Here is a 23,398-nt window from a genome sequence, read left to right on the forward strand (position 1 = left end):
ACAAGTTGTGCCATATTTTAATTCATATCTTAATCAATGACTTATGCTTATTCGTTGTGGGGGCATTAACTAAGATGCAAACTATGTAGCGATAATGTATAAAAATTGATGGTTTTGACTATAGGGTTATTCTAAATAAAATGGGTGACTGAATTGATTCTAATTGCAACAAAATGTAGCTCAGAATAATGGAGTAGAAAATCACAGCGACTAGAGTGATAAAATTTTGTTTAATAGAGGAAAACTTTTGATCAAGATAAGAGGAATTAACAAGAACAGATTCAGCTCTGATATTGATGTGCTTTGGAAGCTTAAATTTAACACCATCAGAGAAGTAAACAGTCAAGGTTATACCCAATCACAAGTGATGGCATGGGCACCTGATCATTATGATCGAGAAGGTTGGTTTAAAAGGGTAATAGGGATGGATCCTTTTATCGCGGAGCTGGAGAACCTTGTTGTGGTTTTTGCCGACCTGCAGGCCGATGGCTACATAGAACACTTTTATTGTCATTTGGATTTTCAAGGTAAAGGTGTAGGTAAAGCTCTGATGCAGGCATTAATGGATAAAGGCGAATTGATAGGAATAGAGCGTTATTATTCCCATGTCAGTATTACCGCGAAGCCCTTTTTCGAACATTTTGGTTTCACAAGTGTAAAACAACAAAGTGTTGAGGTGAGGGGAGAGGGGCTAACCAACTTTGTGATGGAAAAGAGAGTCGCTAAGTGAAGGGCTTTTATTCAAATTGTTGGAAGATAATTGATACCAATAAAAAAGGCACTCGATGAGTGCCTTTTCAGTGTCAGTTATATAAAACTAATCTTAAGCGCCACGTTTATCCTGTGGAATGAACGTACGTTCTTCATCACCAGTATAAAGCTGACGAGGACGACTGATCTTATGACCAGGTTGATCTAGCATCTCTTTCCAATGTGCAATCCAACCGACTGTGCGTGCAAGCGCAAACAATACAGTGAACATGCTTGTTGGAATACCGATAGCTTTCATGATGATACCTGAATAGAAATCAACATTCGGGTAAAGTTTCTTAGAGACGAAATATTCATCTTCAAGCGCAATACGCTCAAGTTCCATGGCAACATCAAGCAATGGATCGTTGACTTTAAGCTCACTAAGAACTTCATGACAAGTCTCACGCATCACTTTAGCACGAGGGTCAAAGTTCTTGTAAACGCGGTGTCCGAAGCCCATTAGACGGAAAGGATCATCTTTATCCTTAGCACGAGCAATGAATTCAGGAATACGGTCAACGGTGCCAATCTCTTCAAGCATATTGAGACAAGCTTCGTTAGCACCACCATGAGCAGGTCCCCAAAGTGATGCAATACCCGCTGCGATACACGCAAATGGGTTAGCACCAGAAGAGCCGGCTAAACGCACTGTAGAAGTTGAAGCATTTTGTTCGTGATCTGCATGTAAAATGAAGATACGATCCATAGCGCGTTCTACAATAGGGTTAACTTTATATTCTTCACATGGAACAGCAAACATCATGTGGAGGAAGTTACCTGCATAACTAAGCTCATTTTTTGGATACACGAAAGGCTGACCAATTGAGTACTTGTAGCACATGGCAGCGATTGTCGGCATCTTAGAGACTAAACGGAATGCTGCTATTTCACGATGGCGCTCATCATTGACATCTAGTGAGTCTTGGTAAAATGCGGATAACGCACCAGTAACGCCACATAACATGGCCATCGGATGAGCATCACGACGGAAGCCCCTAAAGAAAAATGCTAACTGATCATTAACCATAGTGTGGTTTTTGACAGTGTGAACAAACTTCTCATATTGAGTCTTAGATGGAAGCTCTCCGTATAAAAGCAGATAACATAGATCTAAGTAATCTGAATCAACGGCTAATTCGCTAATTGGGTAACCACGGTGAAGTAGTATTCCCTTTTCGCCATCGATATAGGTAATTGCTGATTCACAGGATGCCGTAGCGAGAAATCCTGGATCGAAAGTAAAGTGACCTTTGCTACCTAGCTTACTAATGTCTATCACATCGAAACCAGCGGTGCCTTCCATTACCGGCAATTCGATAGATTCATTCCCTGGTAGTTCTAATGTGGCTATTTTGTCAGCCATACCCTTCTCCTTACTTCATTCATATGTGAGTGCGGCTTATCAATCGCCAATACTTTACAGTGAATATAGATCACATTTCAATTTAAATAAGTGTTTAAATTTGTTAGACCATGGTCTTATTTTGATTAAAGCGTATATCAGAACAGGAACTTGGCAGTTTTTTTTACCAAAAAAACTAAATTTGCATAATGTGATGTTTGTATTTGACATTTGCCCCGCGTATACTTGCCTCGGCTCTTGTGAGCGACTTACATTGCCACTTAGTTACTACTTATTTGCATACTTAATTAGTGTTTACTAAAATGGTTAATAGTTTGTTTAAACTTTTCTTTTGTGGCGATTAGAATTGTGATTTAGATCACAGCTCAACATTTAAGCAAAAGCGGTTCGTATAACAAAAATATAGCTCAATAGAGCAGAGTGAGCAGAACGTGAAAAAGAAAAGACCTGTCCATTTAGATCTGCAGACCATTCGCTTTCCTGCAACAGCGATTGCGTCCATTCTTCATCGTATATCCGGTGTCATCATGCTATTTGCTGTCGGTATTCTTATTTGGTTGTTAAATGAATCTTTAGCATCCCCTGAGAGTTTCGCGGGCATCCAATCTCTTTTTGATAATTTGTTGGTTAAATTTGTCATGTGGGGAATTCTTACTGCACTTGGTTATCACCTCATCGTTGGCATACGCCATCTGATAATGGATACCGGTCGCTGGGAAGAGTTAACCTCTGGCATTGCTTCAGCAAAAGTCGCGTTTGCCTTGTCAGCCGCGTTTTCAATCATTGTGGGGATTTGGGTATGGTAACTAACGCAGCAAGTCTTGGTCGCAGCGGTGTCCATGACTTTATTCTTATACGCGCAAGTGCAATAGTACTGGCTGTCTACACCATTTTCTTGGTTGGATTTATTGCATGTAGCTCTCCACTAACTTACGACATTTGGCATGGCTTATTTAGCGCATTGCCTATGAAAGTATTTACCCTACTCGCACTCGTAGCAGTTTTGATCCATGCTTGGGTTGGTGTTTGGCAGGTACTTACAGACTATGTACATCACCTCGCTTTACGTGGTGTGCTTCAGTTCGTTTTTGTCGTCGCTGCCTTCTCCTATATGGCTGCCGGTATTTTGATAGTGTGGGGTGTTTAAGTGAGTATTCCAGTTCGCGAGTTTGATGCGATTGTTATTGGCGCTGGTGGCGCTGGTATGCGAGCAGCATTACAAATATCTAAAGAAGGTAAAAGCTGTGCGCTTTTATCTAAAGTATTTCCTACACGTTCTCATACTGTATCTGCGCAGGGTGGTATCACCGTTGCTCTGGGTAATGCCCATGAAGATCATTGGGAACAACATATGTACGATACCGTTAAAGGTTCCGATTTTATCGGTGATCAAGAAGCGATTGAGTTCATGTGTAAGACTGGACCTGAAGCGGTTATCGAATTAGAGCAAATGGGCTTACCATTCTCACGTTTCGAAAATGGCACTATTTACCAACGTCCGTTTGGTGGTCAGTCAAAGAATTTTGGTGGTGAACAAGCTGCACGTACCGCAGCAGCGGCTGACCGAACAGGTCACGCACTTTTACATTGCCTTTACCAGCAAAACGTAAAACATAAAACTGAAGTGTTTTCTGAGTGGTATGCGCTTGATTTAGTGAAAAATGAAGACGGTGCTATCGTTGGTTGTACTGCAATCGATATCGAAAGCGGCGAAATCGTTTATTTTAAAGCTAAGGCAACAGTGCTGGCGACTGGTGGTGCTGGACGTATCTTTGCTTCAACCACAAATGCCCATATAAATACCGGTGACGGTGTTGGTATGGCAATGCGTGCTGGTGTACAGATGCAAGACATGGAAATGTGGCAGTTCCACCCAACCGGTATCGCTGGTGCGGGTGTACTTGTGACTGAAGGTTGTCGTGGTGAAGGCGGATATCTGCTTAACAAAGACGGCGAACGTTTCATGGAGCGTTATGCACCAAATGCGAAAGATTTAGCATCACGTGATGTTGTTGCTCGCTCTATGATGACTGAAATTCGTGAAGGTCGCGGCCTTGATGGTCCTCTTGGTCCACATTTATTACTTAAATTGGATCACCTCGGTAAAGAGACGCTAGAAGCACGTCTTCCTGGTGTATGTGAATTGTCTCGCACATTCGCACATATCGACCCAGCCGATGGCCCAATCCCTGTACTGCCGACTTGTCACTACATGATGGGCGGTTTGCCAGCTAAAGTGAGTGGTCAAGTACTACGTAAGAATACTGATGGTTCAGAGACTGACGTTATTGGTCTATTCGCCGTAGGTGAAATCGCTTGTGTATCAGTGCACGGTGCTAACCGTTTAGGTGGTAATTCACTGCTTGATTTAGTGGTCTTTGGTCGTGCAGCAGGTCAACATCTAGGTAAAGCATTGGACGAAACTGCTACGCCTAAAGATGCAACTGATGCCGATATCGCGAAATCACTTGAGCGTCTAAATCGTTGGGAAAGCAACAAAGACGGTGAAGATCCAGTACAAATTCGTAAAGACTTGCAGCTTTGCATGCAGCTTAACTTCTCTGTATTCCGTAGTGGTGATGCCATGGCTGAAGGCTTGAAAGAGCTTAAAGTCATCCGTGAACGTCTAGCGAATGCTAAGCTTTCGGATAACTCTTCTGAATTTAATACTCAACGTATTGAATGTTTGGAGTTGGATAACTTGATGGCGACAGCTATTGCGACAGCTTATGCTGCCAACTACCGTACTGAAAGTCGTGGTGCGCATTCACGTGAAGATTATCTTGAACGTGATGATGAGAACTGGTTATGTCATAGCTTGTTTGACCCTGCAACTGAAGAGATGGACCGCCGAGCTGTGAACATGGAGCCTAAGCTTCGTGCTGCATTTCCGCCGATCAAGCGTACTTACTAAGGAATTTTAGATGAATTTGAATATAGCTGTTTATCGCTATAATCCTGATGTAGACGCTAAGCCTTACATGAAGGATTACACATTAGAAGTGGAAGAAGGTACCGATATGATGGTCCTTGATGCACTGATACTTCTAAAAGAAAAAGATTCAACATTGGCATTTCGTCGTTCATGCCGTGAAGGTGTTTGTGGCAGTGATGGCCTGAACATGAATGGTAAAAATGGGTTGGCCTGTATCACACCAATCTCTAGTTTTAAAGGAAAAAAACTAGAGATCAGACCACTGCCAGGTATGCCTGTTGTACGTGATGTTATTGTGGACTTAAGTCAATTCTACAAGCAATATGAAAAGATTAAGCCTTATTTGATTAATGATGAAAAAACGCCTGCGCGTGAACATCTGCAATCTCCTGAGGAACGTGAGCATTTAGACGGTTTGTATGAATGTATCATGTGCGCTTGTTGTTCAACTGCTTGCCCATCTTTCTGGTGGAACCCAGACAAGTTTATTGGTCCAAGTGGCCTGTTACACGCTTATCGTTTCTTAATCGATAGCCGTGATACAGCGACAGAAGAGCGTCTATCTGAGCTTGATGATGCATACAGCGTATTCCGTTGTCATGGCATCATGAACTGTGTGGATGTGTGTCCTAAGGGGCTCAATCCAACTAAAGCGATTGGACATATCAAGTCCATGTTGCTGAAGCGAGCAGTATAAATGCAAGACCAAGAGCTGAAATCAATAATTATATAGCTCGAATTGAGTCACTTTTCATTTGAGAAGTGGCTCTTTTGTGTAATGGAACTACAATTTGCTGTGAAATGAAGTAAATATCAATTTCTCGAAATAGAATGATTGTGTATTTCTTGTTTTTATCACAATGAATACATACTTAAGACTTGGCTAAATTCGTGTATAAAGTTTGAAAGGAATAGAAATGCACCAAGGCATCATGAAAGCCTGGCTCGAATCATCACACCTTAGTGGTGCAAATTCGACCTACGTAGAAGAGATGTATGAAGCCTATCAAGAAGACCCTCAATCTGTTGCAGCAGATTGGCAAGCGGTGTTTGATAACCTACCTTACGCAAATGGTGCATCGAAAGATGTTCCTGAAGCAGCACACTCTAAAGTACGTGATTATTTTCGTAGTTTAGCGTTAGAAGGACGTCAGAAGGGCTCAGCCCGAGTGACCGATCCTGAAGTTGATGCTAAGCAAGTTAAAGTCCTACAGATGATTAACGCTCATCGTTTTCGTGGCCACCAGAATGCTAATTTAGACCCTCTGGAACTGTGGAAACGTGATAACGTCTCTGAGCTGGACCCTGCCTTCCATGGTTTAACTAGCGAAGATATGGAACGTGAATTCAATACAGGTTCCTTTGCTTATAGTGGTGACACTATGCAGCTTGGTGATCTTGTTAAAGCCTTGAAGGCCACTTACTGTGGTTCAATTGGTTCTGAATACATGCATATCACCGATACCGATGAGAAACGCTGGATTCAGCAAAGGTTAGAGCCTTCTTTAGGTAGAGCTAATTACGACAAATCAGCTAAAACCCGTATTTTGGCAGGCTTAAATGCCGCTGAAGGTATAGAAAAATATCTCGGTGCCAAGTTTCCTGGCGCAAAACGTTTCTCACTGGAAGGTGGCGATGCGTTAGTGCCTATGATGCGAGAGATCTTGTATCGTGCAGGCGAAGCTGGTACTAAAGAGGTCGTTGTGGGCATGGCTCACCGTGGTCGCTTAAACTTACTCGTTAACATCCTAGGTAAAAAACCTTCTGAATTATTTGATGAATTTGCTGGTAAACACAGTGATGAACTTAATGGTTCTGGTGACGTTAAATATCACCAAGGTTTCTCTTCTGATTTCCAAACACCTGGTGGCAACATTCACCTAGCATTGGCTTTTAATCCTTCTCATCTTGAGATTGTTAATCCTGTGGTGATGGGCTCAGTTCGTGCGCGTTTAGATCGTCGTGGTTGTGATTCAGGCCTGTTAGTTTTGCCTATTACTATTCATGGTGATTCAGCCATTACCGGTCAAGGTATTGTCCAAGAGACATTTAATATGTCTCAAACTCGCGGTTTCACCGTGGGTGGTAGCATCCGAATCGTGATTAATAACCAAGTTGGCTTTACGACTTCAGCAACCGAAGATGTACGCTCAACTGAATACTGTACTGATATTGCTAAGATGGTACAGGCACCTATTTTCCACGTGAATGCAGATGATCCAGAAGCGGTTGCTTTTGTCTCTCAGCTTGCGGTTGATTACCGTAATGAATTTAAGCGTGATGTGGTTATCGATCTGGTTTGTTATCGTCGTCATGGTCACAATGAAGCCGATGAGCCTAGTGCTACTCAGCCTTTGATGTATGCCAAAATCAAGAAACATCCAACACCACGTAAAATTTATGCAGATAGGTTGATTGCAGAAAATACTTTTGCTGCGGGTGATGTGACAGCGATGATCAATGATTACCGTGATGCACTTGATCATGGTGATTGTGTGGTTGAAGAGTGGCGCCCAATGACGCTACATTCTGTTGATTGGTCTCCCTACATCAATAAAGATTGGGATGATCCATACGACGCTCATATGTCGATGGAACGTATCAATAACTTAGCCGCAAAAATCAGTTATATTCCTGAAAATCATAAGCTTCAATCTCGTGTTGCTAAGATCTATAAAGATCGTGCCTTGATGGCAACGGGTGAAAAACCGCTCGATTGGGGTTTTGCTGAGACGTTAGCTTACGCTTCGATTGTTGAAGACAAAAAACGTATCCGTATTACAGGTCAAGATTCTGGACGTGGAACCTTCTTCCATCGTCACGCGGTCTTACATAATCAAAATGATGCGACGGCGTATTTGCCACTGCGTAACATTGCTGATGAGCAAGGTCCAATTGATATTACTGACTCTGTGTTGTCTGAAGCTTCAGTACTTGCATTTGAGTACGGTTATGCCACTGCTGAACCTAGTGGACTAACACTTTGGGAAGCTCAGTTTGGTGATTTTGCCAACTGTGCTCAAGTCGTTATCGATCAATTCCTGTCATCAGGTGAGCAGAAGTGGGGCCGCCTATGTGGTCTAACGATGCTATTACCTCACGGTTATGAAGGTCAGGGGCCTGAGCATTCTAGTGCACGTTTGGAGCGTTTCTTACAACTTTGTGCAAACCACAATATGCAGGTGTGTGTTCCTTCAACACCAGCACAGGTTTACCACATGCTTCGCCGTCAGGTTGTTAGACCTATGCGTCGCCCATTGGTTGTTATGTCTCCTAAGTCTTTGTTACGTCATCCATTAGCGGTATCGTCAATGGAAGAGCTCGCTCAGGGAACATTCCAAAATGTGATTCCTGAAATCGACAGTTTAGACAGTAGTAAGGTCGATAGAGTCGTATTCTGTAGTGGTAAGGTATATTTCGAACTACTTGAGAAGCGACGCAAAGAGAATGTCACTAATGTTGCCTTGATTCGTTTGGAGCAGTTATATCCGTTCCCACACGATGATATGGACAAGATGTTATCAGAATATCAGCATGTTAAAGATTTTGTTTGGTGTCAGGAAGAGCCTCAAAACCAAGGCGCTTGGTATTGCAGTCAGCACCACTTCTGGACCTCTATTCCAGCTGGTGCTCAGTTAACCTATGCCGGTCGTGAAGCGTCAGCTGCACCCGCCTGTGGTTACCCATCACTGCATGCGAAAGAGCAAGAATCTTTGATTAAAAGCGCATTAAAACTGTAGTAATAGACAATAAAAAAGGATAGCTCCTCATGAGTATCGAAATTAAGGTACCCGTACTACCAGAATCTGTTGCTGATGCAACTATTGCTACATGGCATGTTCAACCTGGTGAGCACGTTACACGTGATCAAAACTTGGTTGATATTGAAACTGACAAAGTTGTTCTTGAAGTGGTTGCACCTGAAGATGGTTCAATTGCCGAATTCCTAGCGAATGAAGGCGATACTGTTCTTGGTGAAGCTGTTATCGCGATGTTTACTGCCGGTGCTGTTGCAGGTCAGGAAGTGACTAAAGCAGAAGCAGAAGCAAGCGTGCCAGAAGCTGCTGATGATTCAAGTGATGCTCTTAGTCCATCTGTTCGTCGCTTACTTGGTGAGCATGGTGTTGATGCTGGTCAAGTTAAAGGCACTGGTGCTGGTGGCCGTATTACGAAAGAAGACGTTGAGGCTTTCGTTAAAAATAAGTCAGCAGCTCCAGCTCCTGCAGCATCGAGCGCTCCTGTTGCTGTAGCACCGTTAGCAGATAGAAGTCAGAAACGTGTTCCTATGTCACGCCTGCGTAAAACGATTGCTAATCGTTTGCTTGAAGCTAAAAACTCTACCGCCATGTTGACAACGTTTAATGAAGTTAACATGAAGCCAATCATGGACATTCGTAAGCAGTATCAAGAAGTTTTTGAGAAGCGACACGGGATCCGTTTAGGCTTTATGTCTTTCTACATTAAGGCCGTTACAGAAGCATTGAAACGCTTCCCTGAAGTGAACGCATCTATCGATGGTGATGAGATCGTGTATCATAACTACTTCGATATCAGCATTGCAGTTTCGACACCTCGTGGACTTGTCACTCCTGTTCTTCGTGATACAGACACCATGAGTCTGGCTGATATCGAGCGTAATGTTCGTGAATTAGCGCTTAAAGGCCGTGATGGTAAGTTGACTGTTGATGACATGACTGGCGGTAACTTCACTGTGACCAACGGTGGTGTTTTTGGCTCACTGATGTCAACACCAATTCTTAACCTGCCACAAAGTGCTATCCTAGGCATGCATGCCATCAAGGATCGCCCAATGGCAGTGAATGGTCAGGTTGAAATCCTACCTATGATGTACCTGGCATTATCTTACGATCACCGTATTGTCGATGGTCGTGAGTCAGTTGGTTACTTGGTTGCCATTAAGGACTTCCTCGAAGACCCAACTCGTCTACTGCTCGACTTATAATTAGCAGTGACAACTTACCAGTTGCTTCACTTGAAGCAGCTGGTAAATACCCTCGTTACTGACCCATAGAGGTCAGTTGAATTTGATAAGAAGTATACGGATAGATCATCATGAATTTGCATGAGTATCAGGCGAAATCTTTATTTGCCGAATATGGTTTACCAGTGTCAGAAGGTTTTGCATGTGATACGGCTCAAGAAGCAGTTGAAGCAGCAGGCCATATTGGCGGTGATATGTGGGTTGTTAAGTGTCAAGTACACGCAGGCGGCCGTGGTAAAGCAGGTGGCGTAAAAGTTACTGGCGATAAGAACGAAATCAGAGCATTTGCTGAACATTGGTTAGGTAAGAACCTAGTTACTTACCAAACAGATGAGAAAGGGCAGCCAGTTGCTAAGATTTTAGTTGAAAGCTGTACAGATATCGCTAATGAGTTGTACTTAGGCGCAGTTATTGATCGTGCTTCACGTCGCGTTGTATTTATGGCATCTACCGAAGGTGGTGTTGATATTGAGACTGTGGCTGAAGAAACGCCAGAGTTGATTCACAAAGCAATTATCGATCCGCTAACGGGTCCTCAGCCTTACCAGGCTCGCGATCTTGGCTTTAAGTTGGGTCTAAACCCGACTCAATTGAAGCAGTTCACTAAAGTCTTCATGGGCTTAGCGAAAATGTTTGAAGATCACGATTTCGCGCTACTTGAAATCAATCCACTTGTGATCACGACAGAAGGTAACATTCACTGTCTAGATGGCAAGATTGGCATCGATGGTAATGCACTTTACCGTCAGCCAAAAATCCGTGAAATGCATGATCCATCGCAAGATGACGCTCGTGAAGCGCATGCAGCTAAGTTTGAATTGAACTATGTTGCTCTTGATGGAAATGTTGGTTGTATGGTCAACGGTGCAGGCCTAGCAATGGGCACTATGGATATCGTTAATCTACACGGCGGCAAGCCAGCTAACTTCCTAGATGTTGGCGGCGGGGCGACTAAAGAGCGTGTTGCTGAAGCATTTAAAATCATCTTATCAGATGACAATGTTAAAGCTGTACTCGTAAACATTTTCGGTGGAATTGTTCGTTGTGACATGATTGCTGAAGGTATTATCGGTGCCGTTAAAGAGGTCGGTGTAACCGTACCTGTTGTCGTTCGTCTTGAAGGTACTAATGCTGATCTTGGCCGTGAAGTACTAGCAAGTTCTGGTCTAGATATCATCGCAGCTACAAGTCTAACTGACGCAGCTGAGCAAGTTGTTAAAGCTGCGGAGGGCAAATAATGTCTGTCTTAATCAATAAAGATACTAAAGTTATCTGTCAGGGTTTTACTGGTGGACAAGGTACTTTCCACTCTGAGCAAGCTATCGAGTACGGAACTCAGATGGTTGGCGGCGTTTCTCCAGGAAAAGGCGGTCAGGTTCATTTAGGTCTTCCAGTATTTAATACTGTTAAAGACGCAGTGGCAGAAACTGGTGCTACAGCATCTGTTATCTACGTACCAGCACCTTTCTGTAAAGATGCGATTCTTGAAGCGATTGATGCTGGCATTGAGCTTATCGTCTGTATCACTGAAGGCATCCCAACTTTAGATATGCTTCAGGTTAAAGTTAAACTTGAAGAGACTGGCGTTCGCATGATCGGTCCTAACTGCCCAGGTGTTATTACTCCGGGTGAGTGTAAGATTGGTATCATGCCAGGTCACATCCATAAGCCTGGTAAAGTTGGTATTGTTTCTCGCTCTGGTACGCTTACGTACGAAGCGGTTAAGCAGACTACTGATGAAGGTTTTGGTCAGTCTACTTGTGTTGGTATTGGTGGAGATCCAATTCCTGGTACTAACTTCATCGACGTATTGGAAATGTTCCAAAACGATCCACAAACTGAAGCAATTGTCATGATTGGTGAAATTGGTGGTACAGCTGAAGAAGAAGCTGCTGATTACATCAAGGCTAACGTCACTAAGCCAGTTGTTTCATACATTGCCGGTGTAACTGCACCTGAAGGTAAGCGTATGGGTCATGCTGGTGCGATTATCGCTGGTGGTAAAGGAACAGCTGAAGATAAGTTTGCCGCTCTTGAAGCTGCAGGCGTAACTACAGTTCGTTCACTTGCCGATATCGGTAAAGCGCTGCGTACTCGAACTGGTTGGTAATTACCCTTCCAGTTTAAAAAAGGCGCCTATGGCGCTTTTTTTGTGTCTGGAACACTTATGAAGATTTACCATGGATGGTACAAAATCTTCGTTGTGACCAACTTAACTTAGGTATGCTCACTTCATTGAAGCGCTAAACTCGGCGGGTTTGAGAAAATATAGATCTTCAACGTAAAACTGCTCCGCACTGCACGACTCCCACCAATTTGACCAAGCCTCATCACACCTATTCTCAATTAATGCGTTATTGTCTAATGGTCTGATTAAGCTGCCTGTTGATATTAATAATCCGTAAGGAGAGCGACGTTTTATCATCTGCGGGGTAAGAGAGGCTGGGTCTGTTAGTCCCATACTGCCTACGAGCTCATAGAAACTCTTTAAAGTATTATGGTGGAAATTCTTAACCCTTATGCTTTTATCCTTAACATTTAAGGCTTTTGAACGCGCAGGGTCTTGAGTGGCTATCCCTGTAGGGCAGTGGTTGGTATTACAGTGGCGTGATTGAATACAGCCTAGTGCCATCATCATTGTTCGGGCTGCGTTTACAGTATCTGCGCCCATAGCGATTTTAGAAAGCAGATCGAAGCTTGAGGCGGTCTTACCCGATGCAATGATGCGGATTTTATCTCTCAAGGCCACGCCGACGAGAGCATTGTGGACGAAATAAACCCCCTCCAAGCACACCATTCCTAAGCGGTTAGTGAATTCTACTGGTGCAGCGCCCGTTCCTCCTTCTGCGCCATCAACGGTAATAAAGTCAGGTGTTATTCCTGTTATGAGCATGGCCTTACAAATACTTAAAAACTCTGCTGGGTTACCGATACAGAGTTTAAAGCCTACAGGTTTTCCGCCGCTGAGCTCTCTCAATCTTTTTAGAAAGTTAAGCAGTGCAATAGGGGTAGTGCATTCAGGATTAATGGCAGGAGACACACAATCTCGATCCATCGGTACATGTCTGATAGCTGCAATCTCTGGAGTTATTTTTGCTTTAGGTAATACTCCCCCGTGTCCGGGCTTGGCACCTTGGCTGAGCTTTATCTCAATCATTTTTATTTGTGGACGTGTTGCCATAGCTTTAAAAGAATCTGGGTTAAAATTACCGTCATCATCTCGACAACCAAATAAACCAGAACCGATTTGCCAAACGATATCACCACCATGCTTTAGATGATAAGGGCTTGCTCCACCTTCACCTGTGTTATGAGAGCAGCCTGCTAACTTAGCCCCTAAGTTCATCGCTTCGATTGCATTTGAACTGAGTGAACCGAAACTCATGGCTGAAATGTTCAAGTAAGAGGCATCGTAGGGCTGAGTGCAATCTGGTCCACCAAAACGGATTCGTTTAACGTCATCCTTAATTTCCCGTGGAGAAAGTGAATGCCATAGGCTTAAATAGTTTTCCTCTGTTAAATCACGCTGAGTACCAAAAGCGATGGTGTCACGGACGTTTTTGGCTCTTTGATAAACAAGGGAACGTTGTTCTCTATTGAACGGTTTTTCTTCTGTGTCGTTTGCAATAAAGTACTGCTGGATTTCGGTACGATAAGATTCCAGAAAATAACGCAGATAAGCAACAACAGGATAAAGACGATTTAAGGTGTGCGGGCTGTATTTTATATCGTAGAAACCGATCGCTGAATAACCTAAGGTAAACACCAGTAAAAGGCTCGAGAGCAGATTCATTTCAAGGTTTAATATATAGAGAGCGAATAGGTTGCCCAAAGTGGCAACCAGCCAGTATACAATTTGCATTACAGTCATGAAGCATCCTTAATCTTGGTGTAGGCGAAAGGCTTATCTGAGTTTAAATGGATGGAGATTGTTAAAGCAATGTCGTATTGGCTAAGATGCTGGGTGATTTTTGTTCTACCTTAACCTAATACGCCTATTGCTAAGGATAGAAGACCGAGGTTGAGGTTAATTTATGACATAAAAAAACCAGCTATCAGCTGGTTTTATATTCAATTTGTCTTTTCAATAAACGTATTCATCGTTAGCGGAGTGTTATGCTTCGCCGTGATTACATTCATCGTTAGTACAAACACCATATAGATATAAACTATGATTGGTTAGTTTTATGTTGTGCTTCATTGCAATCTCATCTTGGCGAGATTCGATAACGTCATCAGAAAATTCAATGACCTTACCGCAAGAAAGGCACACAAGGTGATCATGGTGGTGCTGGCTTGCTAGTTCAAAAACAGCTTTCCCGCTTTCAAAGTGGTGACGAGTAACCATACCTGCGTCATCAAATTGATTTAATACACGATAGACAGTTGCCAACCCTATCTCTTCACCTAAGTCGAGTAGTCTCTTGTACAGATCTTCTGCACTGATGTGTTGATTTTCTGGTCCGTGCATCAGTTCTAGGATCTTGACTCGTGGTAAGGTAACTTTCAAACCCGCTTTTTTTAGCGCTTGATTTCCATCTGTCATTTCTTATCTCTTGATTGCAGAACCTAAGCCAATATCGGTTCAATTGTGTATATTGAAAGTCATTATATGTGCACTAACAGAAAACATAAACCTTTGATCTTGCTTTATGGTGCGATAAATAAATAAATTGCTGAATTCAGACATTAATAACGATATTTGGTGCGATTTAAGCACAATTTTTGTATTGTTATTAGGGTTTATACTAACGCCTAATACCAATTGACCTTGTTTTTTGACAGGGTACTTGTGTTAATTATAAAGATAATAATAAAAGAAGGATTGATGATGTATCGGCAGATAGTGATATTAACTGGCGCTGGAATTTCAGCTGAGTCAGGCTTAAGAACTTTCAGAGATCAAGATGGTTTGTGGGAAGAACATAAAATTGAAGATGTTGCTACTCCTGAGGGATATGCCAGAGATCCAGAGTTTGTTGAGGCGTTTTATAACACTCGTTGGAGCCAGCTACATAACGGAAATGTCGAACCTAACGAAGGTCACTACGCATTAGCTCAACTTGAAAAAGAGTTTGACGGTGACCTTTTAGTCGTAACCCAGAACATTGATGATCTGCATGAACGTGCAGGTTCTCGTCGCTTGCTTCATATGCACGGTGAATTATCGAAAGGTCGTTGTCCACGATCGCAACAAACATTTATTTTAAAAGACCCATTTGGACCAGAGCACACATGTACCTGCTGTATTCCTGCTCAGCGTTTACGTCCGCACGTGGTTTGGTTTGGTGAAATGCCTATCGGTTTGGATAGAATTCAACATGCACTAGACACGTGTGATCTGTTTATCGCAATTGGCACGTCAGGAACGGTTTATCCAGCGGCAGGCTTTGTGGACACCGCCAATCATCATGGCGCGCAAACGATAGAAGTAAACCTCGTTGCAGCAGATCGACATAGTCAGTTTCAATACCATCTACAAGGTAAAGCCAGTGAAGTTCTACCTGAATTGGTGAACAATATTCTTCAGGGAAAAATCATCAGTAATTCAAGCTGTGAGATCACCGAAGAATTAGTGCTAAAAGGTACTAACTAATGTCAGAGCAGAGTGCTGATGTTTCTTCTACTGAAGTGTTAGATAAAGCTCAAATGTCCCCAAGGCTCGCTATTATCATGCGGGGACTGCCAGGTAGTGGAAAGTCTCATTGGGTGGAGGAGTTTGTTGCAAGTCAGCCAATTGAGATCCGGAGTCGTGTATTCGGCTCCGGTTACTTCTCGACAGATAACTATTTTTATCGAAATGGTCAATATCAATTCGATGCTAGAAGACTGTCTGAATATCATCAGAAAAATTTAGCGGGTTTTATCCAAGCTCTTTCTGAGCGTGAACCTCTGGTTATCTGTGATAATACGAATCTAGCTAAATGGGAATCAATAGCCTATGAAACTGCAGCCAGATCACATGGCTATCAAGTACGATTGGTGTTAATTGGCTCACCAGAAAGTCCTGATCATCAAGCACTATGTGCTAAACGTAATCGTCATGGCGTGCCATTAGCGCAGATAGAAAGAATGGCGAATCAGTTTGAAGATTTTTAGCCTGTTATCTGTGTTTGGAAAAAGTGCATGCACCTTGAAAATGCTTCGAGTTCTAATCTTTTTGACTCTTTAAACCTACCATGACTTCTACTTACCTAATCATTGATGTCTATTTTCACTAAAGTAATTCCATTCTAAAAATTAATGATGTTCACATTAACTCCATTAATCATGAGCGTTTACCCATAAAGCTTCAATATTAACAAGCGATGTTACAAGAAATGATAATGCCAAGTTGATTTAAAGTGAACCAACTTGAACACTAATGGTTGTTTGTGTAGTCTTGCGGTTACATAATCACCGCTTCAAGCAGGAGTTCTATGAAACAAATCACTTTAGCCGTTGGTTTACTAAGCAGTTTATTTTTACCACAGGCAATTGCCAGTGATCAGTGTGGCAAGGTTTCGATTGCAGATATGAATTGGAGTTCAGCTTCACTTATTGCTAACGTCGATCGCTTTATTCTTGAACATGGTTTTGGTTGCGAGGCTGAGTTGCTGCCTGGTGACACAATGCCAACCAGTACTTCAATGATTGAGAAAGGTGAGCCTGATATTGCGCCGGAAATGTGGAGCAATAGCGTAAAAGAGCTTATTGAAAAAGGGGTGAGTGAGAAGCGAATCGTTATTGCTGGTCAATCTCTCTCTGATGGTGGCGAAGAGGGTTTTTGGGTTCCTCAATATATGGTTGATAAGGATCCAAGCCTGAGCACGATTGAAGGGGTTATCGCTAAAGTTAGTGAGTTTAAACACCCTGAAGATCCTGAACGTGGTGCCTTTTATGGTTGTCCGGCAGGATGGGGATGTCAGCTTTCGGCTGAAAACCTTTATCGCGCACTCAAATTGAGTGATGCAGGTTTTGATCTTATTGATCCCGGTTCAGGAGCTGGTCTAGCGGGTTCTATTGCTCGTGCTTATGAACGTGAAAAGTCATGGTTTGGCTATTACTGGTCGCCGACGGCTGTTTTGGGTAAATACAAAATGGTTAAGGTTGATTTTGGCTCTGGAATTGATGAGGAACATTTCAAAAATTGTACCTCCCAAGCCGAGTGTGCTGATCCTAAAGTCACCATGTATCCCAAAGCCTTAGTTCAAACTGTGACGACTTCTGATTTCGCTAAAAAGTCGGCTCAAGGGTTTGATTACCTTAGTAAGCGTGCTTTTACTAATGCTCAGATGAACGGTTTGCTGGCTTGGATGGAAGATAATCAAGCCGATGGTGATACCGCTGCCGAATACTTCTTAACTAATTATGAGGATGTATGGACGCAGTGGGTTGCCGCTGATGTTGCTATGAAAGTGAAAAAAGCAGTTAAAGCGCGTTAGACAAACTCAGCAGCTCACATGCCTAATAGAGCTTTAAATAACGCGAGGTTATTCGACCTCGCGTCTCTCCCTATTCCCAAGGGTAATCACGATAGAGGTATTCATGGCCGACTCTTCTTGGCTTAACACATTTCCTAAGATGGATCGTGTCGATCTGTTAGAGATCCGAAAATATTTAGACGGTGCATTCCGTGATTTTTCCCGCGAGTACGGCGATGATTTAGAAGTATTTTTCAGTCCGTTACTCGATTTCCTGATTTGGTTCGAAAAATTGTTGGTGCAATCACCATGGTGGGCAGTGCTACTGTCGATCACCGCTTTAGTCTACGTTGCTAGCCGCTCTTGGAAACTATCATTAAGTGTGGTTGTTTCGTTTATGCTAATTGGTTATTTCGGCATGTGGGAGGATACGATGCGCACGCTAAGTATCATCACGGTGTGCACCATGTTAGCTATCATATTAGGGGTTCCTATCGGCATTTTGATGTCTCGCAGTGATCGTACTCAATCGGTGGTAACCCCGGTTCTAGATGTGATGCAAACAATGCCAGCCTTTGTTTACCTTATCCCAGTGGTCATGTTACTCGGTATTGGTAAAGTACCCGGTGTCATTGCTGTTGTTATCTACGCTATTCCCCCTGTTATTCGACTCACCAATCTTGGGATCCGTTTGGTTGATAAAGAGGTGCTAGAAGCTGCGACGGCCTATGGTGCCAACAAAATGCAGCGATTATTGGGCGTGCAGTTACCCCTTGCTTCACCAACGATAATGGCTGGGATTAACCAGACCATTATGATGGCGCTGGGGATGGTTGTGATTGCATCAATGATCGGTGTTAAGGGGTTAGGTCAACCTGTACTTAAGTCCATTACCAATCAATATTTTACTTTAGGTCTCTTTAACGGTTTAGCTATTGTTGCTTTAGCCATCATTTTTGATAGAGCCTCGCAGGCATATGCGAAACGCTCTCAGAAACATTTGCAGGATGGACACAATGGCTAGTGAAACCAACAAAAAACCTTTAATTCAGATTAAAGATCTCTACAAGGTCTTTGGAAAAAAGTCGGAAAGTGTGATGCCTTTGGTGCGCGAGGGATTGTCTAAGGATGATATTTTGGCCAAAACTGGCCATACGGTGGGCCTTAAAGCCATTAACCTTGATATCAACAAGGGGGAGATATTTGTCATTATGGGGCTGTCTGGCTCCGGTAAATCGACATTGATCCGTCATTTTAACCGTCTTATCGATCCCTCTGAAGGCCAGATCCTTGTTGAGGGTATAGATGTAATGAAGCTGAACACCAAGGAGTTGGAAATATTTCGCCGTAAGAAAATGGCAATGGTTTTTCAACGTTTTGGTTTGATGCCCCACCGTAACGTACAAGATAACGTTGCTTATGGTCTCAGTGTCCAGGGCGTGGATAAAGCCACTAGAGCAGAGAAAGCGAAACAATGGTTAGAAACGGTTGGGCTTGCTGGCTATGAGAAACAATATCCATCGCAGCTTTCTGGCGGTCAACAACAACGCGTCGGTTTGGCGAGAGCCTTGTGTACGGATGCTGAAATTCTGTTGATGGATGAAGCTTTTTCAGCATTAGATCCATTGATCCGCAGTGAAATGCAAGATCAGCTGGTGGAACTGCAAAAAGAGCTCAACAAAACCATTATATTTATTACCCATGATTTGGATGAAGCGTTGAGGATAGGAGATCGCATTGCAATATTGAAAGATGGTGAGCTTATACAGCTTGGTGAACCCGTTGATATTTTGCTTAACCCTGCCGATGACTATGTCGAAGCTTTCGTAAAAGATGTTAACCGTCCCCGTGCCTTAACGGTATCCACCGTGATGAAACCACCTGCATATCGCCTTACTGCGGAGACAATTGGTGGCGCACTTGAAGAGATGCGACGTATTCCAGCTAATTATGCTTACTACATGACTGACGATGGTTTTCAAGGTGTTGTCTGTGAGAAAGCATTGGAAAATGCAGCTCAATCTGACGAAGAGGGGCTGATGGAGGAATTTAAAGTCGAGGACATGAGTTCTTTATCTCCTGATGCACCTTTAGAAAGCATTATTCCAGAGACCATGAAATCAAAGTTTCCATTACCGGTTGTCGATGATGACGGTGATTTGCAAGGTGTCCTTTCAAGGGAAGATCTTGCGGAAGTCCTATCAGGGTTCAACAGAGTTGAAACTGATGGTGAAACACAGATTGAAAACAATGATAAGTAAAAAGGATAAATGATGATCCGTAAGACACTATTAACCTCTTGTATCGCGCTGATATTAAGCGCTAACGCAAATGCTGCTTCGGTAGATGAAGAAATATTGGCTCTAAAGAATCGTATAGATCAACTAGAGTCTGGCAAAGCTTCATCTGAAACTATAGTAGAGGAAGAAAAGGAGAACTCCATTGAGTTTGGAGGAGCTGCTCGTTTTCAATACAGCTACGAAGATTATGCTGACAGCAACAAAGATCGCGGCGGAGATTTAGATTTTGATCTATTTCGTATCGACGTTGATGGCAATATCGGCGACATTCTATTTTCAGCTCAGTATCGCTGGTTCCAGTACATGAACGTGATACACCATGCGTGGGTTGGTTATGATTTTGATGAGAGCCAGCAGGGTAAAATTGGTGTTACTCAGGTGCCTTTTGGTATTTTGACATATGCATCGAATAGTTATTTCTTCAGTTCTAATTTCTATTTAGGGCTTGAAGATGATTATGATCTGGGTTTGAACTACACCTATAAAACTGATGATAATCGATTAGATTTGGCTTTTTATAAAAATGATGAATTGGGCGGCTTAGACGGTTATGTGTCTGATCGTAGTGACCGTTACGCCTATGATGTTGTGGGTGTACGCCTTGCCGGGGAGGGCACATATGATGCGCCTACCTTGGAAGCGGCGGAATCTAATACATTCAATGCTCGTTATGTTCATAATTTAACGTTTAGTGATGTTGCTGTTGAACTTGGCGCATCGGTTCAGTCGGGTCAATTGGACATTGCGGGCGATCAAGATGGTGACCGATTCGCTGCTGCAATGCATGGCGTCGTAAATTATGACCGCTGGAACCTTAAACTTCAGGTTACCGGTTATGAGTATGATGTTGATGGTATGGATGTTGAGCAGATGGTCGTCGGTGCTTATCACTTCTATGACTCTATTCCTGCTGAAGCAACCACGTATATTGCCAATGTGGCGTACAGTTTACCTGTGAGCATAGGACCAATATCAAATCTGACTTTCTATAACGATTATTCTCTTGTTGCTGATAAGTCAGCGGATCTAGAAGATACCTTTATGAATGTTACCGGTATGGCGATCACAGCAGGTGGCCTTTATACCTATGTCGATTTTGTTGTTGCTGAGAATCAGCCGTTTATTGGTGGTTCAATGGTGGGTAATGGCGAAGTGAATAAGCGCGTTAATATCAACTTTGGCTACTATTTCTAATCGATAAAAGAAAGCCTCTGTCGGGGTCAGTGTAGGCTCCGATAAAATAAACAAGATGAGTTTGATCTATGGTTGAACTCATCTTGTTTGTAAATGAAGTAACACCTCATCATTTAATTCATCCAGTAACACCTTGGTTTTCGATTGCGTTAAATCCAAAGCTACCCAACCATCTGTGCTCATGATATCTAAAGTTAATATCAGTAGTGCATTGTCTGTCATGGTTAAAGAGGATGGAGCCCATTCGCCCGTTGCTTTGATGATGCCCTGAGTCGTATTGAGTCGAGTGATAATAAAAGCGTTCTTTTCGGTATTAGACTTCTTCATCGTTAACTTCCTCAACTAACAGTAATGACATGGATACTGATGCCAACTCGAAACCAGCTGGGTGTTGCCAATTGGTTTCTGCTAAGACTTCAAACCCTATTGATTGATAGAAAGCTATTTTGCTAATCTGGCCATCAGATAAGAATCGACATATTTACCATCTCTGAAAGCATAGTCTTTAGCTGTCCCTTCCATGACAAAGCCTACTTTTTCATAAAGTGCGATTGCTGCATCATTGTCTGTGTAGACCTCAAGCTCGATACGTCTTATTGCTAGCCAGTTGTCGGCTAAGTCAATCATGGCCGTTAACAATTGAGTGCCAATACCTAGATTCTGTTGTTGATGACTGACAGCCATACCCATATTGGCCACATGTTTTCTACGCGGAGAGTCCATAATTATCATCCCAATTTGCCCCACGATCTGGTTATCAATAAGGGCGACTAAGTTGTAATGATTTTTATCCAAATTGGCGAGTCTGGCCTGCCAATTTGATAATGATGGGTAGGGAAGTTGCAGGGTGCCTGAATAACATGAAGGTTGAGTATAAAGTGATTGTACTCCCTCAAAATCGCTAGGCTCAGTGTGTCTTATTATTACTTCCATCTCTACTCCCCTTACATCCTATAAATTACCAATAATTCAGTTATCTATTTAATGTATATGAAGTAAATTCTCATGGCTAATGGTTTTTAAACTGGGGTAATTAAAGGGACTACTCGTGACTCTATGTGATTGTTATCTCGGTGGGTATTCAGTAGCAAAAGGCCTGCAATGACGATGAGTCATTGCAGGCCTTAGTTGTTCTTATTTGGAAAGGTTAGCGACGAAATGTGACGCTTTCAGCTTCAGCTAAATGAATTTGCGTGGTCGCAATTTGGGTTTCAGCTAAGATTTTTCCATGACGGACAGAGTAACGAACAGGCACTTGGCGGCGAACAGCATCAAAACCATTATCAGCAGGAAGAATTAGCAAGCTGCCTGGTTTGCCTATCTCTATCCCATAGCGGTCTTGAATATTCAGCGTACGTGCTGATTTGCTGCTAATCAGTGCAAGGGAGTCGTTTATCTGATCGTAACCCATGATCTGACACACATGCAGACCCATGTGCAAGACTTGCAGCATGTTCGCAGTGCCCAGTGGATACCAGGGATCGAAAATATCATCATGACCAAAACAGACATTAATGTTGGCTGCCAGCATCTCTTTGACACGTGTTATTCCGCGGCGCTTAGGATAGTCATCGAAACGACCTTGCAGGTGTATATTCACTAGCGGGTTGGCGACAAAGTTTATTCCTGACATCTTAAGCAGGCGAAACAGACGTGATGCATAAGCACCATTATAAGAGTGCATCGCAGTGGTATGGCTGGCGGTAACGCGCTCACCCATATCAAATTTATGCGCTAGCGCCGCAACGGTTTCCACAAAGCGTGATTGTTCATCATCAATTTCATCACAGTGAACATCGATAAGACGATCATATTTACGAGCAAGTTCGAACACAAAATGCAGGGATTCTACGCCGTATTCACGCGTGAATTCGAAGTGGGGGATAGCGCCAATCACATCAGCACCCAACTTGACCGCTTCTTCGAGTAACTCCTTACCATTGGGGTAAGATAAAATACCCTCTTGGGGGAAGGCTACAATTTGAATGTCTACCCACTGCTTCATCTCTTCTTTGACTTCAAGCATCGCTTTTAACGCGATAAGAGTTGGATCGGATACATCAACATGGGTACGTACATGTTGAATACCATTGGCAATCTGCCACTTTAGAGTCTGCTTTGCTCGGTTTTTAACATCTTCGATAGAGAGCATCGCTTTACGCTCAGACCAACGCTCAATACCCTCGAACAGAGTGCCCGAAATATTCCAGCTTGGCTCACCAGCTGTTTGTGTGGTGTCTAAGTGCACATGAGGTTCACAGAAGGGAGCGATGGCCATGCCACCTTCACCGTCAAGCAAAGCGCCAGAGATGATAGCATCGCTGAAACTCAAGCTGTCAGCCATGGAGGCGATTGCTTGAAACTTCCCATCTTCAATTAGGATCTGATGCAGGCCTTGTTTGCCTTGGAGTGTAACGTTTTGGATCAGCATATTTGCAGCTGGCATCG

At 43.0% G+C, this 23,398-nt stretch carries 21 protein-coding genes; 15 read left to right on the forward strand and 6 right to left on the reverse strand.

The features are described from left to right. The first annotated feature begins 247 nt into the window (after positions 1–247). A complete protein-coding gene (locus FN961_RS12115) occupies positions 248–730 on the forward strand; it encodes a GNAT family N-acetyltransferase (protein WP_185972782.1) in 483 nt (160 codons plus the stop codon). Between the two features lie 93 nt (positions 731–823). On the opposite strand, the gene FN961_RS12120 is transcribed toward FN961_RS12115, so the two are convergent. Next, complete coding sequence (locus tag FN961_RS12120; RefSeq protein ID WP_144040439.1) at positions 824–2,116, reverse strand: citrate synthase; 1,293 nt, start codon at positions 2,114–2,116, stop codon at positions 824–826. A 410-nt stretch (positions 2,117–2,526) separates the two neighbouring features. On the opposite strand from FN961_RS12120, the gene sdhC reads away from it, so the two are divergent. The 8 genes from sdhC (at position 2,527) to sucD (ending at position 12,163) form a co-directional block, all read left to right on the forward strand. After that, entirely contained in the window at positions 2,527–2,922 is a 396-nt protein-coding gene (sdhC, locus tag FN961_RS12125) for a succinate dehydrogenase, cytochrome b556 subunit (RefSeq protein ID WP_144040440.1), read from the forward strand. Further along, positions 2,916–3,263: a succinate dehydrogenase, hydrophobic membrane anchor protein gene (gene sdhD / locus FN961_RS12130; RefSeq protein ID WP_144040441.1), complete on the forward strand. Its 348-nt coding sequence runs from the start codon at positions 2,916–2,918 to the stop codon at positions 3,261–3,263. Before sdhC ends, sdhD begins: the two co-directional genes overlap by 7 nt. Then, positions 3,264–5,030, forward strand: coding sequence for a succinate dehydrogenase flavoprotein subunit (gene sdhA / locus FN961_RS12135; RefSeq protein ID WP_144040442.1), 1,767 nt, complete (start codon positions 3,264–3,266; stop codon positions 5,028–5,030). It begins immediately after the preceding gene. A gap of 10 nt (positions 5,031–5,040) precedes the next feature. Then, positions 5,041–5,748 (forward strand): succinate dehydrogenase iron-sulfur subunit, encoded by a 708-nt coding sequence (locus tag FN961_RS12140; RefSeq protein WP_144040443.1) that lies wholly within the window; start codon positions 5,041–5,043, stop codon positions 5,746–5,748. A gap of 220 nt (positions 5,749–5,968) precedes the next feature. Beyond that, positions 5,969–8,791, forward strand: a complete 2,823-nt coding sequence (gene sucA / locus FN961_RS12145; RefSeq protein ID WP_144040444.1) for a 2-oxoglutarate dehydrogenase E1 component — start codon at positions 5,969–5,971, stop codon at positions 8,789–8,791. A gap of 29 nt (positions 8,792–8,820) precedes the next feature. Next, a complete protein-coding gene (odhB, locus tag FN961_RS12150; RefSeq protein ID WP_144040445.1) occupies positions 8,821–10,014 on the forward strand; it encodes a 2-oxoglutarate dehydrogenase complex dihydrolipoyllysine-residue succinyltransferase in 1,194 nt (397 codons plus the stop codon). Positions 10,015–10,124: 110 nt separating this feature from the next. Beyond that, positions 10,125–11,291, forward strand: a complete 1,167-nt coding sequence (sucC, locus tag FN961_RS12155) for an ADP-forming succinate--CoA ligase subunit beta (RefSeq protein WP_144040446.1) — start codon at positions 10,125–10,127, stop codon at positions 11,289–11,291. Beyond that, on the forward strand, positions 11,291–12,163 hold the full coding sequence (gene sucD / locus FN961_RS12160) for a succinate--CoA ligase subunit alpha (protein ID WP_144040447.1): 873 nt from the start codon (positions 11,291–11,293) through the stop codon (positions 12,161–12,163). Before sucC ends, sucD begins: the two co-directional genes overlap by 1 nt. Before the next feature lie 117 nt (positions 12,164–12,280). Here the strand turns inward: sucD and FN961_RS12165 are convergent, their stop codons facing one another. Together FN961_RS12165 and fur are read right to left on the reverse strand one after the other, a co-directional pair. Next, the gene (locus FN961_RS12165; protein ID WP_144040448.1) at positions 12,281–13,924 is read right to left on the reverse strand and encodes an FMN-binding glutamate synthase family protein; all 1,644 of its coding nucleotides are present in this window, start codon (positions 13,922–13,924) and stop codon (positions 12,281–12,283) included. 243 nt (positions 13,925–14,167) lie between these two features. After that, positions 14,168–14,599: a ferric iron uptake transcriptional regulator gene (fur, locus tag FN961_RS12170; RefSeq protein WP_144040449.1), complete on the reverse strand. Its 432-nt coding sequence runs from the start codon at positions 14,597–14,599 to the stop codon at positions 14,168–14,170. Positions 14,600–14,884: 285 nt separating this feature from the next. On the opposite strand from fur, the gene cobB reads away from it, so the two are divergent. From cobB to FN961_RS12200, 6 genes are all read left to right on the forward strand, one after another. Beyond that, positions 14,885–15,649, forward strand: a complete 765-nt coding sequence (gene cobB, locus FN961_RS12175) for a Sir2 family NAD+-dependent deacetylase (protein ID WP_144040495.1) — start codon at positions 14,885–14,887, stop codon at positions 15,647–15,649. Positions 15,650–15,702: 53 nt separating this feature from the next. Further along, complete coding sequence (locus FN961_RS12180; RefSeq protein WP_144040496.1) at positions 15,703–16,152, forward strand: ATP-binding protein; 450 nt, start codon at positions 15,703–15,705, stop codon at positions 16,150–16,152. A gap of 320 nt (positions 16,153–16,472) precedes the next feature. Next, positions 16,473–17,477: an ABC transporter substrate-binding protein gene (locus FN961_RS12185; RefSeq protein WP_144040450.1), complete on the forward strand. Its 1,005-nt coding sequence runs from the start codon at positions 16,473–16,475 to the stop codon at positions 17,475–17,477. 103 nt (positions 17,478–17,580) lie between these two features. After that, positions 17,581–18,480, forward strand: coding sequence for an ABC transporter permease (locus tag FN961_RS12190; protein WP_144040451.1), 900 nt, complete (start codon positions 17,581–17,583; stop codon positions 18,478–18,480). Next, the gene (locus FN961_RS12195; RefSeq protein WP_144040452.1) at positions 18,473–19,717 is read left to right on the forward strand and encodes a quaternary amine ABC transporter ATP-binding protein; all 1,245 of its coding nucleotides are present in this window, start codon (positions 18,473–18,475) and stop codon (positions 19,715–19,717) included. The genes FN961_RS12190 and FN961_RS12195 overlap by 8 nt, the downstream gene beginning before the upstream one ends. A gap of 12 nt (positions 19,718–19,729) precedes the next feature. Continuing rightward, positions 19,730–20,950 carry a carbohydrate porin gene (locus FN961_RS12200; RefSeq protein ID WP_144040453.1) on the forward strand — a complete coding sequence of 407 codons (1,221 nt, stop codon included), beginning with the start codon at positions 19,730–19,732 and terminating at the stop codon, positions 20,948–20,950. Positions 20,951–21,028: 78 nt separating this feature from the next. Here the strand turns inward: FN961_RS12200 and FN961_RS12205 are convergent, their stop codons facing one another. From FN961_RS12205 to FN961_RS12215, 3 genes are all read right to left on the reverse strand, one after another. After that, the gene (locus tag FN961_RS12205) at positions 21,029–21,277 is read right to left on the reverse strand and encodes a hypothetical protein (RefSeq protein WP_144040454.1); all 249 of its coding nucleotides are present in this window, start codon (positions 21,275–21,277) and stop codon (positions 21,029–21,031) included. Between the two features lie 114 nt (positions 21,278–21,391). Further along, positions 21,392–21,883: a GNAT family N-acetyltransferase gene (locus tag FN961_RS12210; RefSeq protein ID WP_144040455.1), complete on the reverse strand. Its 492-nt coding sequence runs from the start codon at positions 21,881–21,883 to the stop codon at positions 21,392–21,394. Between the two features lie 214 nt (positions 21,884–22,097). Continuing rightward, entirely contained in the window at positions 22,098–23,396 is a 1,299-nt protein-coding gene (locus tag FN961_RS12215; protein ID WP_144040456.1) for a cytosine deaminase, read from the reverse strand. Positions 23,397–23,398 lie beyond the last annotated feature (2 nt).

This window comes from Shewanella hanedai (genome assembly GCF_007197645.1).
GTDB classification, from domain to species: Bacteria; Pseudomonadota; Gammaproteobacteria; order Enterobacterales; family Shewanellaceae; genus Shewanella; species Shewanella hanedai.

What these genes read in the sequence shown, in the direction of transcription:
- FN961_RS12200 (WP_144040453.1), top strand. Translation starts at nt 19,730, where the DNA reads ATGATCCGTAAGACACTATTAACCTCTTGTATCGCGCTGATATTAAGC.
- FN961_RS12180 (WP_144040496.1), top strand. Translation starts at nt 15,703, where the DNA reads ATGTCCCCAAGGCTCGCTATTATCATGCGGGGACTGCCAGGTAGTGGA.
- odhB (WP_144040445.1), top strand. Translation starts at nt 8,821, where the DNA reads ATGAGTATCGAAATTAAGGTACCCGTACTACCAGAATCTGTTGCTGAT.
- FN961_RS12165 (WP_144040448.1), bottom strand. Translation starts at nt 13,924, where the DNA reads ATGACTGTAATGCAAATTGTATACTGGCTGGTTGCCACTTTGGGCAAC.
- sucA (WP_144040444.1), top strand. Translation starts at nt 5,969, where the DNA reads ATGCACCAAGGCATCATGAAAGCCTGGCTCGAATCATCACACCTTAGT.
- FN961_RS12140 (WP_144040443.1), top strand. Translation starts at nt 5,041, where the DNA reads ATGAATTTGAATATAGCTGTTTATCGCTATAATCCTGATGTAGACGCT.
- sucC (WP_144040446.1), top strand. Translation starts at nt 10,125, where the DNA reads ATGAATTTGCATGAGTATCAGGCGAAATCTTTATTTGCCGAATATGGT.
- FN961_RS12190 (WP_144040451.1), top strand. Translation starts at nt 17,581, where the DNA reads ATGGCCGACTCTTCTTGGCTTAACACATTTCCTAAGATGGATCGTGTC.
- FN961_RS12205 (WP_144040454.1), bottom strand. Translation starts at nt 21,277, where the DNA reads ATGAAGAAGTCTAATACCGAAAAGAACGCTTTTATTATCACTCGACTC.
- FN961_RS12195 (WP_144040452.1), top strand. Translation starts at nt 18,473, where the DNA reads ATGGCTAGTGAAACCAACAAAAAACCTTTAATTCAGATTAAAGATCTC.
- sucD (WP_144040447.1), top strand. Translation starts at nt 11,291, where the DNA reads ATGTCTGTCTTAATCAATAAAGATACTAAAGTTATCTGTCAGGGTTTT.
- fur (WP_144040449.1), bottom strand. Translation starts at nt 14,599, where the DNA reads ATGACAGATGGAAATCAAGCGCTAAAAAAAGCGGGTTTGAAAGTTACC.
- cobB (WP_144040495.1), top strand. Translation starts at nt 14,885, where the DNA reads ATGTATCGGCAGATAGTGATATTAACTGGCGCTGGAATTTCAGCTGAG.
- sdhD (WP_144040441.1), top strand. Translation starts at nt 2,916, where the DNA reads ATGGTAACTAACGCAGCAAGTCTTGGTCGCAGCGGTGTCCATGACTTT.
- FN961_RS12215 (WP_144040456.1), bottom strand. Translation starts at nt 23,396, where the DNA reads ATGCCAGCTGCAAATATGCTGATCCAAAACGTTACACTCCAAGGCAAA.
- FN961_RS12120 (WP_144040439.1), bottom strand. Translation starts at nt 2,116, where the DNA reads ATGGCTGACAAAATAGCCACATTAGAACTACCAGGGAATGAATCTATC.
- FN961_RS12210 (WP_144040455.1), bottom strand. Translation starts at nt 21,883, where the DNA reads ATGGAAGTAATAATAAGACACACTGAGCCTAGCGATTTTGAGGGAGTA.
- FN961_RS12185 (WP_144040450.1), top strand. Translation starts at nt 16,473, where the DNA reads ATGAAACAAATCACTTTAGCCGTTGGTTTACTAAGCAGTTTATTTTTA.